Here is a 13,705-nt window from a genome sequence, read left to right as displayed (position 1 = left end):
TTTCGATATATTGTTAAACTGCTATAGATCCTTCCGTTGAAATCGATACAATCCAATTAAGAAGGCCAACAGTGTATAGAAAATCGCATAGACGATAAATGTATTAGATGGGACTGAGGTCAAGTTATCTAATCCAAATAGACTATTGGAAGCATTAAACATCCCGTTCATTTCGTTAATACTAAACAGTTCAGCAGTCATTCTGCGCTGTAACCCGTCTACAGGCATAAGTAAGGACATTATCCCCGTCATATTATTTAGAGTGCTAAGTGCTTCGGGCTCAGATAATAAAGAACTACTTACCTTGTCAATCATTCCTCCAAGCCATCCTGCTCCATAAAGCATCGTCATAAAGACTCCATTCCCAAGGGCTGAGAAGAATCCTGAACCCAGCATAGAAACAGTTATTAGCAACGGTACAATGGAAGAAAAAAGCAAAAATGATTTGAATAACGCTAATCCATCTCTTGGAATTGCGGCATGGGCTTGCGTAATTAGCAATATAGAAATAAATAAAATCAGCGCATAACCTATTCCTAGTGTTACATAACCAAGCCAGCGGCCTGCATACCATTTCCAGCGCGGAATGGCTCTTGGAAGCAAGGCTTGCATCACTCCCTGCTCTGCCTCACCGGATATGGCGGAAAATGAACTAAAAATAGCTAAAAAAGCAATTACAAAAGCTCCGAAGAAAAATCCAAACGATAAAATAAATAAACCATTTGTAAAACGAATAAGAAGTTCTTCTCCGCTAGGAAAATTAGAACCGTGAGACATAGAACTTTGCCCGATCGTACCCGCAATAAACCAGAACCCAATAAGAAAAACCACGGTCATAAGTAATGTCAGCACCATTACTCTTTTGCGCATCAGCTCTTTCCAGGTCATACCCATTATAATTCTCATTCGTGTTCACCTCTGTGGCTTAGTCCTGATACAGCATTCATAAACCACTCTTCTAGACGTTCTTGCTGATGTGAAACTTCATATAAGGTCATCCCTTGTTCTATAATCAGTGTATTCAGCCAACCCACCTGCTCTTCACTTTCCAGCTCCGCTTCCAACCAAACCCTGCTACTATCTATGGATTCTTCGGTATGGGAAGACACCCGGATCTGCAAGCCTGTCTGATCTTTTAGCCACGACAATAAAATAGGCGCATAGCCGCCTACTTTAAATCGCCAGCTCATACGCTTGTTTAACACCTCGGACACTTTACCATGCCGGAGAATAACTCCGTTATTCAGTAGCGCCATTCGGTCGCAAAGCACTTCAACATCCTCTAACAAATGAGAGTTTAGAAATATCGTAACCCCTTTTTCTTTTAGAGTCTGTAATATACGCCGGACTTCCTGACGTCCGATTGGATCTAGAGCCGATGATGGCTCATCCAAAAACACGATAGCCGGCTCATTAACAAGTGCACAAGCTAATCCCAGTCTTTGCTGCATTCCTTTAGAGTAATGCTTCACTCGGTCACGTCCACGCTTACCAATTCCAACCTCATCAAGAAGTAGTGGAATTCTCTTATCTGCTACAGACCGCTGCATTCCGCATAGTCTTGCATGCAGCCTTACAACCTCCTCACCCGTCAGCCATTCCTGATAACGATACAATTCGGGTAAATAACCGATTAGCGATTTCGCTTCTAGCGAACCAATCTTATGCCCGAACAATGTTCCACTGCCACTTGATGGATGAATAAGACCTACAAGCATTTTTACAAAGGTGCTTTTACCTGCACCGTTAGGGCCGAGGAAGCCAAAGGCTTCCCCTTTCCCTACAGTAATACTTACATCTCGACAACCGCGCCCGTTATCATATTCTTTAGTTAGAGACTTGGCTTCAATTGCTGCAGTACTCACGATTCAATCAGCTCCTGAACTTTGGTCATAAGCTTCTCTTTACTCGAATAGAGCTCACCTGACAAATTAAATAGCTGTCCATCCTGAATCCATGTAGCTTGATATACAGGACCGCGGCTGTATTCATAATTGTCAACTATAACTAAAGTGTCACCCACAGTTATTTGCTCCGTATTTTCACCAGCGATTAACGGCATTGGGATTTCTCCGGATAAGACCCTGCTTTGCATTAAGCTAGTCTTCAAGTAATCTGGCAGCAGTGGGAAATTCATTACAGCTTCCAAAGCCTCTTCCACTTTAATAGAAGGATCAACGTTTAGTACAGGCGCATTCATCTGCGACAGACTCGCCCAATGTGTTTCGTCAGATGAGAGATTATAATTCACAGTTTCCGGAATATGAAGTGTAATAGGTTTACCGTCAATCGATTCAGGCAGCAGATGATCTGCTCCAATTTTTTTCAGGGCTTTGTTCACTTCGTCAACTTTCAGATTAAGCGTGATATCTTGTGAAGCACCCACCGAAACTGTATTGTGTCCTTCCACTAAAGCAGTCTTTTTCGCTGGATATCCAAGGGTGGACTTCAGTTGATCTGCAGGCAACTCACCAATGTAAGCCCCGCTAGCGTTTGTAAACTCACCGAATTGATTAATGGATCGATTAAGTTCACCGTCTTCAGCCACCTGTGTGAAAATATTACGCAGATCACTCTCATGAACAACCGTGACCTGTTCCATCCGGAACTGATTCAGAATAGATGCCATTGCTGTATTGCCTATTGGGGTCGCAAGTATGACTGCAAAAACAGCTACACTTGCAGCTACAACTCCTAGCTTCCGACGACGATTCATACGCAGTCGGCGCGGACGTTGTACATTCTTATCATGAGTAGTTACAAGGATGTCCTGTACTACTGTTGGTGTTGACTCTGATTGAAGATTCTCGACATTTGCTGGCTGACTTAAGTTAACAGAATCCTCAGTTTGAGCTTCACTAATTTGACTCCATTTTGCCCATTGAGGATTATAAGGTTCATTTTCTAACTTACTCTGTAGCTTGAGCCAGGCTTCGTCTGTACTTTGCTTATCTTTATCTTGCTTTCCTGAATTGTTATTCATTATTGTACCTCCTGATTTTAAAGATTACTTCGTAACTTCTCCTCAAAAGAAGCCTACTTCGTCTGGGGTATCGCCTTCGTTGCATTTTGTCTTAGTTTCTCTGTCGCTCGGTGGAGCAGGGTCCCTACTACTGGAGGTCTTACTCCAAGCTCTCCCGCGATTTCCACATAACTGTACCCCGAGTAGCGAAGTAGAAGTGCTTGTCTGTCTCTTTCAGGCAATTCATTCAGCCAGGCGTGTACATCTTCCTGATCTAGCTTACTGATTATGACATCTTCACCTGAAGGGGGAGATTCACTAGCATCATAAAGCTGCTCTTGTTTATTCTGCAGTCGCCGTTCCCTTGCTTTTTTGTCCAAATAATCATATCCAATACGAGTAAGGACTCTATGAAGCCAGGCTCCCAGCGCTGCTGGATCATCTGGTGGATTTCGGTACAATCTCAGAAAAACTTCTTGAGCTAAATCATCAGCCGCCGATTCATCACATACCAAAGCGGCAAGCTTACGGCGGACAATAGGGTGATGTTCATAAAATATTGTTTTAAAAATTTCAGATTCCGGAATTTCCATCGTGTAAATCCTCCTTATCAGCTGCAGCTATAAGTAAGACGACTGTCAGTACATTTTTGTATCAGAATTCTTCATAATTATCATAACCCATCATAATACATACAAAAAGACAGCCCCTAATTAATAAGGTAACTGTCTTCATTATTTCTCTTACAACTCTATTTTGATCCCAATTATCGAATTCGAATATACCGATTAAGAATCTTCTTGGATAAAATACTCCGCTCCAGCTTAAGCTCTAGAAGCTGTTCTTTCCAATGTAACACTTCATCTGATTCTTCATTCTTACGCAGCTTCTCAAACAACTTCATGATCAATATGTTAACGGAATCAAACCGTGACCATAATTCTATCACACTTTCTTCTTGAACCTGAGGTTCTTCCGATACTGTGTTAAGATTCTTTAAACTCTCTATGATGTCAGCCTGCCACTGTCCATCGTTAATTGCTTTGGCATAATTTAAAAGGTCCAGATAATCGTCGACTGACATATGTACCGACTCCTTTGTAAGGTTATACCAAGTATTATACTAGGTATTGTGTATATTGCAACACTTTATCCCCCTGATAATACAAAAAAACAAGGGCTAGTATGCGGACTAGCCCTTGCTAATTAAATTTAAACGGAGTACGTTAAGTTATAGTAACTTCTCGATTTCTTCTTTGTATTGCTCCGATTTCGGACCAAATACGATTTGCACAGCACCTTGACCAAGTCTCATCACACCTGAAGCTCCGAGTTGTTTCAGTGCAGAATCTTTAACAGCTTTTTCGTCTTTAACGATCAGTCGTAGGCGTGTAATACAAGCATCGATATTTTCGATGTTTGAAGGTCCTCCGATGTGCTCAAGAATTTGAGCAGCCTTGGAAGAAGCAGCTGAACCCGTTGCGTTACCTCCAGTTGGTGCTACAAGCGCATCATCATCATCATCCTCACGTCCAGGTGTCTTAAGCTTGAACTTCGTGATGATAAAGCGGAATAACACGTAGTACAGAACGAAGAAGCACAGACCTACAGGGATAAGAATCCATGCATTGGTGGATAGTTTCATGTTCACTAGATAATCGATCAAACCAGCAGAGAAGCCGAATCCAAGTTTAACATCTAGAATGTACATTAGAGCCATAGAGAAACCTGTCAGTAATGCATGCACCAAGTACAAAACTGGTGCCAAGAACATAAAGGAGAACTCAAGAGGCTCCGTGATCCCTGTTAAGAAAGAAGCAATGGCAGAACCGATAAAGATAGAAGCAACCATTTTGCGTTTTTCAGGTTTAGCTGTATGAATAAATGCAAGCGCTGCACCTGGAAGCGCAAACATCATGATCGGGAAGAAGCCAGTCATAAACATCCCAGCTGTTTTATCTCCAGCGAAGAAGCGATACAAATCACCATGTACCAATTCACCCGCTGCATTCGTAAAGTCACCAATTTGGAACCAAGCAATCGTATTAAGTACATGATGTAGTCCGATTGGAATCAATAGACGGTTAGCTGTACCAAAGATGAAAGCTCCAACCGCACCGAGAGACACAACCCAGTTTCCGAAATCACTAATTACATCTTGTACAGGACTCCAGATCATCCCAATTAATACGGCAAGGACCATCGTGGAAGCTGCGGTAATGATTGGAACAAAACGTTTACCCGCAAAGAATCCAAGCCAATCTGGCATCTTAATATTATGATATTTCTTATATAGGAACGCTGCCCAAGCACCGGCAAATATACCACCAAGCACACCCATATTCAACACTACATCATCATTGATGAAGGAGAATTGAAGAGGTACAACTGCTAGAATCTTGGTCAGAACCATGTAAGCAATTACTGCTGACAAGGCTGCTACAGCATCCTTAGCAAATCCAATAGCGACCCCTACCGCAAAGATCAAAGCAAGGTTACCGAAGATTGCATTCGCTCCAGCGTTTAAAAAGGGCGCAAAATATTGATTCAGGAACCCCCCTACCGTAGCTCCTAGATGCAAATCTTTTTCATAGTTAAGCAAACCAAAGCCTTGAAGAATAGCTGCCGCTGGCATAGTAGCGACAGGAAGCATAAGCGACTTACCTAATTTTTGTAGAAAAGCCAACATAACAATATCATCCTTTCGATTCAATAGTAGTAATGCTCTATCAGCCTATTACTTTGAAGCCACTGTAAGAATCAGATCCTGTCCTGCTGTAACCTGACCATAATGTCCGTTCACTTGAGGTGGTGTTTCCTCCGTACTAGTCACGATTACAGGCGAAATTGTGTCACAGCCTGCTGCGCGAATAACATCCAGATCAAATTCGATTAAGGTTTGACCTGCCTTCACTTGATCTCCAGAGGCAATATGACTGACAAATCCGTTGCCCTTAAGACTGACAGTATCGATTCCGATATGTAACAGCAATTGCACACCGGAGGAATGTTCCAGAATAACTGCATGACTCGATTTCACGATATGAGCAACCGTGCCATCAAAAGGAGCTTTTAGTATTCCTTCGGAAGGTCTGATTGCAACTCCGCTACCCATATGACCACCAGCAAAGGTTTCATCCGGAACCTCAGTTAATGAAACTGCCTCTCCGCTGATAGGTGCCATGATTTCGATTGTATGTCCAGTATGTTTCTCTTCTTTTTTTGATTTCCATTTGGAAAACATATGCTCCACTCCTCTAAAGATGTTAGTTTTGCTTCACTAAAGTCTGAAATAATCGGTGTAAGTGCATTGCCAGGAAACACAGCTCTTCTTCCGGGATATCTACACCAAGAGATTTTTGCATCACTTTACCGAGCTTTTGAGATAACTTGTATTCTTCTTTGTATTCCTTCTTAATATGTTTCACAAAAGGATTATCTATTAGTGATCCTTTCAAAATACGTTCCAGTGAAAACCGTAAATGGATCATTAATCGAATATGATTCATACTGCCATGCTCAAAAGTTATATTCCGTTCTTGCTGTATCATATCCAGAAGTTCACTTACAATATTAGATGCTTTTACTAACTGACCCACCGATACATTGTTAACTGCGGAGTACACATGATAAGTTAGAAATCCAACCTCATCTTCGGGAATTTGCACCTGAAATTCAGCATTGATCTTCTCTGATGCCTTGTAAGCGATATCAAATTCCTTCGGAAAAGACATCTTAGTTTCTTGTAAAAAAGGATTAATAATATCCATCCCGTTGCGCAGACGGTAAATGGTGAATTGAATGTGGCTCGGGAGTGCCAAATAAATCTTGTCGTTTAATTTGTCAGGAAATTGACTTTGGATATCAGCAATTATTTCATCAGTTATTCTCATCACTTTGGGATCTATGTCTTCCAGCAATATTTGATACTGACTCCAGGATTCGCGGTCTTCTAGACGAAACAATTTCTCAATACGAGGATCGTTTCCTTCAATCACACCTGAACCTTTCACAGCAAAACCAATGCCTTTACCGATGATGACATATTCCTTGCCGTTCTTGCTTCCCTGAACCATTACAACGTTGTTCCCAATCACACGCTGTACTTGAAATTGCTCGATCTCCCGCGACAAGCTCATCACTCCTTTCCCATATTATCGTCAATTAGGAACAAAAAAAGCCAAGAAATGTCTCATCGAGATGAAGACAATCCTTGGCTCATGCCCTTAACGGTAACACGCCACTAAAATATAAATGATCATTTATGAACATATCATAAATCATGAACTGCTAACTCGTCAATGGTAAATTTATAAATGTCAAGCGCAGCTCCTGAACTCAAAATTCTCGACTTATAAATAGCTTTCGATTTGGGGAAGCTTATCTTTAAGCTGACGAACATTGGTTTCCAGTTTTAGAATGACCTCTTCTAAGTCCTTTGGGTCAATGCCTCGAAGTACTGGGACCTGAATAACCTCTGTGGCTTTGGTTTCTGATTTTAATTCGCGCATCTCTATTTGCTGCTCCTGCCATTTATCCATCAGATCAGCGATTGTGGCATAAAAACGTTCGTAATCCTTGATTACGCTATCTAAAAATGTATCCACTTCCTCCGCATCGTAACCACGAAGCTTCATACTGAATTCTTTTTCATGTATGGTTAGAGCATCTAGTGTGATGCCAAGTTGGCTGAATAGCTTACGTTGTTTGTCCAATCGACGTTTCATATGTTCATCCATCATTTGTTACCTCCAAGTATATACTGCAATTATCCGGCAGTAACCATTATAACAGGGTGAGAGCATCCTGAAAATATAACTATAGTTCCAGTTCTAGAAGTTATCCGCAACCGCCTTGTTCAAAATACCTAGACAGCGGTCAAGATCCGTCTTCACCTGCTTCTTATATAGCTTCGCTTTCTCTTCACCATCAGAAGTAAAATGATATAAGACAATTTCTTGAAAATCCACCTTCGGGTCATTCCCTTTTAGCTGTTTAGTACGATATAAAATCCCTTGCTGTACCAGCTCATGCAGCGCGCGATAAATTTCGCTCTGTGGGGGGGAATAGCCATGTGCCTTGAAATCTCGACGTAAATCCTCAAGCATTTGGTATCCATACCCGCGATGTTGTTCTACCATTGTTATAAGATACACCTTGATAAAAGCCCGTTGAGCAATCATAAACGCCATATAAGCCCTCCTCATGTTGTGTTTTTTTGGTTAATCTTACCTTCTATAACTCTAGTATAAGCACTATTTTCCAACTTTCACAACCTGAAATGTGGGAGTGGGTTCACTTTTTCCGATTTGTATAAAAATTTAATAGGGATAGATGATGAATTTCATGAAAGTAACTAGATAGAGTTGTTTATTTTTTGATTCTTATTGTGAATTTTTCATATGATGAAAGTACAGAATTATATGGTTGTACATGGTTGTATACCTTAATTTATCTAAATTTTCTTGGGTTTGATCCGTTTTGCTCGTACGTAACTGCCATCGGACCCAGCTGATCCTAAACGCTGTTTTACACCCCTTTTAGATTGCTAACGGACTCCACTGACGCTATTGACATAAAAAGCAACAAAAATACAGCTATTCTTAAGGAATAGCTGCAACTGAGTCCGAAACTACGCTCTCTAATTCATCGCGTTTTTCTCCATAAATTCTTCCTTCGTCAATCCAAACAATATCAAATCATAATATCGTCCGTTCGTGTAAATAACTTTCCGCCGCACACCCTCTTGCACGCAGCCGACTTTCTTTAACATCCCTATTGAACCTTCGTTGCCTTCAAGCGCACATTCATTAAATTTATTTAGTCGTCGCTCAAAAAAAGCATACTTTAAGAGAATGGTTATAGCTCTCGTTCCATACCCTTTCCCTCGATGATCTTTATCCACCTGCACGCCAATGCTGAACGTACCATTTTTCTCGTCAATGCTATTCAGATTTACGCCTCCAACATTTTCACCATGCAAATCTTCGATCGTAAACATTAGTCTATCTGATGAGAACTCAGCGTAAGTCTCCGCAAAATTTTTAGCTTCGGCAATGGTGGGTGGTAGTTCTACAGCACACTGTAAGAGTCGCCGCGCTGGAGTATCGAAACGATTCGTATAATAGCCTTCCCAATCCCCTTCTTGAATTGACCGTAATCTGATTTTCTCGTCTTTCCAGTAATAATTACTATAATCTATCTCTCTCATTTTCTAGCCTCCAAATCATTTCGGGATTGTTTTTTTATAATAAACATTACTTTAGAACGGTGTAGTAAGATATAACCATTAAACGTGACTATGAAAAACACTTTGGAAAAGAGGCTTACTTATGAGCGATTACCAATTGGTCAGTGATTATAAGCATATCAAAAAATATAAAGAAAGCTTTAATATATTAGCTAAATCTATCTTCGGGATTGATTTTTCGCCATGGTATGAACAAGGAGGCTGGAATGACAAGTATATCTGTTATTCCTATATCGATGGGGACCAAGTGATCGCAAATGCATCCATAAACAAAATGACGATTATATTAAATCAAAAAGAGTATAATGCCATCCAAATTGGCACTGTAATGACACATCCTGATTATCGCATGCAAGGATTATCCAGGAAATTAATAGATCATATTATCGCGAAGTACGAACAGGAATATGACTTCATCTACTTATTTGCAAACGACAGCGCTTTGGATTTTTATCCCAAATTCGGATTTGAACGCATGCAAGAAAGCAGCTTTTCGATTAACGCTTCCAATCTTAGAAATCAAACGTCTAAAACCTTCTCTATGCGTCCCTTATCTATGAATAGCTCCGTTGATCTCATCATGATAAAAAAATTCGCTGAAGGAAAAGTACCGGTATCCACTATACTCAGCGTTGTAAACAATGAACATCAGCTGCTGTTTTATTTCATCCTTCCTTTTCATGATTCCTTTTATTATATTGAAGAAGCTGACGTTGTAGTGATCTTTAAACATGAGGGTCATCAGCTTCATATTTTTGATATGATTAGTACAACAAGTCTGGATATCGAAGCGATATTGAATAGCATTATTTCTCCTGAAACTGAAATTATCCATTTTTATTTCACCCCAGATTATGCACTAGAGCATATGGAAACAGAATTAATCCCCCAGAGTGAGGATACGTTATTTGTTCGTCCACTTTTAAAAGAACTACCTAAACATTTCATGTTTCCCATAACCTCACATGCCTAGATAGGATGAAGAAGGCTGCCATCCGGCAGCCCTTTTTTTAAATTTTAGAAAGTATATATTCCCCGCTATACTCGCTTAAACGCTTACCGCCCTTATAAGGATACCGAAAACGTTTATGCTTGATCGTTCACGGGAATATACATGCTCTGTATCTCTTGTACTCCTTGAACAAATCCTAGATTTGTATAGACAGACTCCGCATCATTACCTTCCATGACATATAATCTAAGGAATGGATACTTATCTTTAAGGAGACTTAGTCCTCTTTTCAACATCAGTGTCGCTATCCCTTTGCCTCTATAACCGGGCATTACACCAATACTATAAACTGCTGCATAATCTCCTTGTAAGCCCAAGAGACAATTCGCAATTAACTGTCCTGATTTCCTATCATACACAAGCGTTGACGCGGTAAGTAATGCTTCATTCGTATAATTCGGTTCTTCACTTGGAATAAAATCTTCAAAGGAGAATTGCTTTCTTCTAGTCGCTTCGAGGCTTCCGGCAAAGCTAGCGTAGCTACATTCGGCGATCTGATCTTCAAGAATAAACCGTCTAGTACCTTTTCCATCATCTTCGATCTGTGGACTTTCAATTCTAAATTCTTCGTTCCATTCCACCTCGAAATGATCTGTAGGACGCTGCATCCAGCGACATCTGAACTCATCAGGCCAAAATCCTGCCCGCGCAAATAAATGAACTTGATCCGGTAGAACCTCGAAGGTTTTTATAGGCTCCGTTCGGTCAGACCAATATATCAAAAGCTTTTTTAGCAGTTTAAGCACCACAAATGTATCGTTAAAAGGTGGAATAACAAACAAATGATAAATCCGATTAGGTGACATCCTTACTCCACCTATTTTCGCCTCCCCTTTATAGATCCAAAAAGCATTCTTTTGGGCAGAATTGAACCCATCTTCTCTAAAAAATCCAATATACTGAATATTGTAATAAATGGAGCAATACACTCCCCACTCTTCCGATTCAGCCTTACGAATTGAATAATGATTACTTAGCTCATACGATATTTCATCCTCAGACCATCCTATTAATTGCATGTACAATTCCTCCTCGCTGCTACTTCACCTTCTATCATCTATAGTATCACTTCTTAAAGTAAATGATTGGTAATAAACACTTATATATTAATCTTTACAGTTTTCTAGAGAGCACAAACGCAAACTAACTCAGCAATCTCAAGGTTCCTTTCTAAACCTGACTATCCTTACTTTGAATTTCATAAGACACGGCAAGTAGTAACAAAATGCCGACTCGATTCGTTCGTCTAGCCTCACTTAACCGTTTGTCGAGTCATGCATGCTGACGTCCAATATGAAAAAAAGACCGCCTATTGGCAGTCTTCTCCTTAATAAATTCTAGAGCATAGCCAAATGGCGGTTCCCACAGCGATAATACCTGCTAACGTTACAAATAGGACATACCCTCTCTTTGTTGTAGTAACCGTGTGATTATCATAAAATTCGGGTTTTCGTACGATTCCAAACCATAGATCCGCGATTAAATTCACGACCACTAGAGAGAAATTTTTTATTACCCCCACGTCATCACTCCTTTTCAACATTAGCTAACCAAGTTTATTATTAATTTCACTTAGTGACTCATTCATTTCGTCCATTTTCTTGATCATCGCATATTGATTGCTAATCATCATGATTAAACCAATAAAGAACAAAATCACAAGAAGTAAACTCATACTGCACTTCCTTTCAGTAGCTGAATTCATTCACTCTGGACATTCAAGCTCCGAGCAAATCCTGACCTCCATGACCGGTACAGTGGACTCCATTCGTAATCCATTCGGGCTTTCGTATTGGAGGCTCCCCGTTCCCATCCTTCTCTGCCTTCTTGAACATTAGGAGCAGGAGCATCTATGGTACCTGAATAAGCTGATAACCAATCCAATCCTTTAGCAGGCTCGTCGTCTACGATGTTCACAGGGCCTGAAGGCCAGTTCAGAGCAAGCACCGCTGCGTTAGCTGCATCCTCCACATGTAGGAATGATACAACTGCATCTGTCGCTGTCACTCGTCCTTGACGAATTTCCTCTGCCATATAACCATCAGTGTCATACCATGTTCCTTGGCCGTACAACATTCCATACCGCAAGATCACATGATTTGGGATCTCGGCAACTGCTTTCTCTAGTGAGTATATACCTTCAATCGTTCTTCTCCGAGGCTCCAAAGCCTTAAGATCTAATGGAGTTTCCTCCGTAGCTGGCTCCTCTCCAGCTTCATAAGCCCATGAAATACTTTGTGCAATAATTTGTTCCACGCCAGCTGCAAGGGATGCATCCACAATATTTCGTGTTCCTTCTATTCTTATCCTGGAATTATCTGAGAAATTCCGCTGACTTAGTGAAGTTAGCTGATGAATAACCACTTCTGGCTGTGCTTTGTGAATGGACGTAAATATGGCCTCTCGATCGAAAACATCCGCGATTACCGCCTGTGCTCCACATTTCTCAATAAATGCTCTATTTTCTTCCTTATGGGTCATTCCGACAACCTCATGCCCCGCTTCAAATAACTTAGGTAGCAATAGCCGTCCTATCACGCCCGCTGCACCGGCTACAAATATCTTCATTTAAGCCCTCCTTCAGAACAGCCTCTAAAGTATAAACACTGCTATGTACATCAGAAATGACTGCCATGGTATCAGCATTGTGCATTTTTCAGTTATTTCTCAAATATCCAAATATAATTTGGATTATTATCCATATCATACCACATGTATAACAAAGACTGCACCTCACAGCTTATCGCTAGGAGGTGCAGTCTTTAATGGATTGTTCATAGTAAAAGTAGACCGATTAACATTTTAGATTTTATCGCGGTTATAAACTTCAGCCGTTCGGTCTGCTCTGTTAGCCATTGAATTACCTAGACGAGTATCTTCGTTATAGACGCCTTCGTAACGCTGAGCATTTAGTGAGCGATTGTCTCGGAACACATCATGCGCTTGATACCCTCGTCCATTATCCTCAACAAGCACAAGGATCTTGCCACTTTCTACGTATCCTTCGTATTCTTTTGCCTCATCCTCAGGAATGCCAAGACCGATCAGGCCGCCAACTAAGCCACCTGCACCTGCACCGACGGCTGCACCTGTTAATGTTGCCACAATAGGTCCCGCTGCCAGAATAGGACCAATGCCCGGAATGGCGAGCGCTCCGATACCTGCTAGAAGTCCGGTAACACCACCTAATACGCCGCCCGTAGCAGCACCTGTTGCCACTCCTTCGGGAGCTTTTGTACCTGTATCATCCGAAATATGTCTTAGCTCATCGCGATCACGTGTGATTACTGATATTTCATCATTACTGAACCCTTGATTGTGAAGTCCTTCAATGGCTCTGGTTGCTTCTTGTTCTGTATCAAAGATACCTACGATTTTTTTAGTCACTTGAAGCCCTCCTTAGTAATTGTCTTCGCTAGTTAATTACCCTGTAAGCTGAAGTCAAAACATCTAATTTAAAATTCAAGTGCACGAATAACCA

17 protein-coding genes are annotated in these 13,705 nt (G+C 40.9%); 1 reads left to right on the top strand and 16 read right to left on the bottom strand.

The features are described from left to right. Positions 1 to 21: 21 nt before the first annotated feature. From ACN6KS_RS13245 to ACN6KS_RS13195, 11 genes are all read right to left on the bottom strand, one after another. Positions 22 to 906, bottom strand: coding sequence for an ABC transporter permease subunit (locus tag ACN6KS_RS13245; protein WP_094874110.1), 885 nt, complete (start codon positions 904 to 906; stop codon positions 22 to 24). Beyond that, complete coding sequence (locus ACN6KS_RS13240; RefSeq protein ID WP_094874111.1) at positions 903 to 1,865, bottom strand: ABC transporter ATP-binding protein; 963 nt, start codon at positions 1,863 to 1,865, stop codon at positions 903 to 905. Before ACN6KS_RS13240 ends, ACN6KS_RS13245 begins: the two co-directional genes overlap by 4 nt. Beyond that, complete coding sequence (locus ACN6KS_RS13235; protein WP_440962170.1) at positions 1,862 to 2,983, bottom strand: hypothetical protein; 1,122 nt, start codon at positions 2,981 to 2,983, stop codon at positions 1,862 to 1,864. The genes ACN6KS_RS13240 and ACN6KS_RS13235 overlap by 4 nt, the downstream gene beginning before the upstream one ends. 53 nt (positions 2,984 to 3,036) lie before the next feature. Beyond that, entirely contained in the window at positions 3,037 to 3,555 is a 519-nt protein-coding gene (locus tag ACN6KS_RS13230) for a sigma-70 family RNA polymerase sigma factor (protein ID WP_094874113.1), read from the bottom strand. 173 nt (positions 3,556 to 3,728) lie between these two features. Then, on the bottom strand, positions 3,729 to 4,046 hold the full coding sequence (locus ACN6KS_RS13225; RefSeq protein ID WP_042187762.1) for a hypothetical protein: 318 nt from the start codon (positions 4,044 to 4,046) through the stop codon (positions 3,729 to 3,731). A gap of 147 nt (positions 4,047 to 4,193) precedes the next feature. Then, the gene (nagE, locus tag ACN6KS_RS13220; protein ID WP_280786023.1) at positions 4,194 to 5,651 is read right to left on the bottom strand and encodes an N-acetylglucosamine-specific PTS transporter subunit IIBC; all 1,458 of its coding nucleotides are present in this window, start codon (positions 5,649 to 5,651) and stop codon (positions 4,194 to 4,196) included. Between the two features lie 48 nt (positions 5,652 to 5,699). Then, positions 5,700 to 6,206: a PTS sugar transporter subunit IIA gene (locus ACN6KS_RS13215; RefSeq protein ID WP_042187759.1), complete on the bottom strand. Its 507-nt coding sequence runs from the start codon at positions 6,204 to 6,206 to the stop codon at positions 5,700 to 5,702. A gap of 22 nt (positions 6,207 to 6,228) precedes the next feature. Continuing rightward, positions 6,229 to 7,095 (bottom strand): PRD domain-containing protein, encoded by an 867-nt coding sequence (locus ACN6KS_RS13210; protein ID WP_371916535.1) that lies wholly within the window; start codon positions 7,093 to 7,095, stop codon positions 6,229 to 6,231. Positions 7,096 to 7,314: 219 nt separating this feature from the next. Continuing rightward, positions 7,315 to 7,701 (bottom strand): DivIVA domain-containing protein, encoded by a 387-nt coding sequence (locus ACN6KS_RS13205; RefSeq protein WP_094874127.1) that lies wholly within the window; start codon positions 7,699 to 7,701, stop codon positions 7,315 to 7,317. Positions 7,702 to 7,794: 93 nt separating this feature from the next. Beyond that, positions 7,795 to 8,154, bottom strand: a complete 360-nt coding sequence (locus ACN6KS_RS13200; RefSeq protein WP_042127258.1) for a helix-turn-helix transcriptional regulator — start codon at positions 8,152 to 8,154, stop codon at positions 7,795 to 7,797. A gap of 449 nt (positions 8,155 to 8,603) precedes the next feature. Next, positions 8,604 to 9,173: a GNAT family N-acetyltransferase gene (locus ACN6KS_RS13195; RefSeq protein WP_094874117.1), complete on the bottom strand. Its 570-nt coding sequence runs from the start codon at positions 9,171 to 9,173 to the stop codon at positions 8,604 to 8,606. A gap of 121 nt (positions 9,174 to 9,294) precedes the next feature. Here ACN6KS_RS13195 and ACN6KS_RS13190 point away from each other — a divergent pair, with 121 nt between their 5' ends. Further along, the gene (locus tag ACN6KS_RS13190) at positions 9,295 to 10,185 is read left to right on the top strand and encodes a GNAT family N-acetyltransferase (RefSeq protein ID WP_440962169.1); all 891 of its coding nucleotides are present in this window, start codon (positions 9,295 to 9,297) and stop codon (positions 10,183 to 10,185) included. A 113-nt stretch (positions 10,186 to 10,298) separates the two neighbouring features. On the opposite strand, the gene ACN6KS_RS13185 is transcribed toward ACN6KS_RS13190, so the two are convergent. From ACN6KS_RS13185 to ACN6KS_RS13165, 5 genes are all read right to left on the bottom strand, one after another. Continuing rightward, complete coding sequence (locus tag ACN6KS_RS13185) at positions 10,299 to 11,243, bottom strand: GNAT family N-acetyltransferase (RefSeq protein WP_440962168.1); 945 nt, start codon at positions 11,241 to 11,243, stop codon at positions 10,299 to 10,301. 308 nt (positions 11,244 to 11,551) lie between these two features. Beyond that, positions 11,552 to 11,746 (bottom strand): hypothetical protein, encoded by a 195-nt coding sequence (locus tag ACN6KS_RS13180; protein WP_094874120.1) that lies wholly within the window; start codon positions 11,744 to 11,746, stop codon positions 11,552 to 11,554. A gap of 24 nt (positions 11,747 to 11,770) precedes the next feature. After that, a complete protein-coding gene (locus ACN6KS_RS13175) occupies positions 11,771 to 11,899 on the bottom strand; it encodes a hypothetical protein (protein WP_256716254.1) in 129 nt (42 codons plus the stop codon). A gap of 26 nt (positions 11,900 to 11,925) precedes the next feature. Continuing rightward, complete coding sequence (locus ACN6KS_RS13170; RefSeq protein ID WP_440962167.1) at positions 11,926 to 12,792, bottom strand: NAD-dependent epimerase/dehydratase family protein; 867 nt, start codon at positions 12,790 to 12,792, stop codon at positions 11,926 to 11,928. Positions 12,793 to 13,026: 234 nt separating this feature from the next. Further along, on the bottom strand, positions 13,027 to 13,611 hold the full coding sequence (locus tag ACN6KS_RS13165) for a general stress protein (protein ID WP_094874122.1): 585 nt from the start codon (positions 13,609 to 13,611) through the stop codon (positions 13,027 to 13,029). Between the last annotated feature and the right edge of the window lie 94 nt (positions 13,612 to 13,705).

The organism is Paenibacillus nitricinens (genome assembly GCF_052056485.1).
Taxonomy (GTDB): domain Bacteria; phylum Bacillota; class Bacilli; order Paenibacillales; family Paenibacillaceae; genus Paenibacillus_AQ; species Paenibacillus_AQ nitricinens.
Note: the sequence above shows the minus strand (reverse complement) of the source record. Positions and strands in the feature narration are given on the sequence as shown.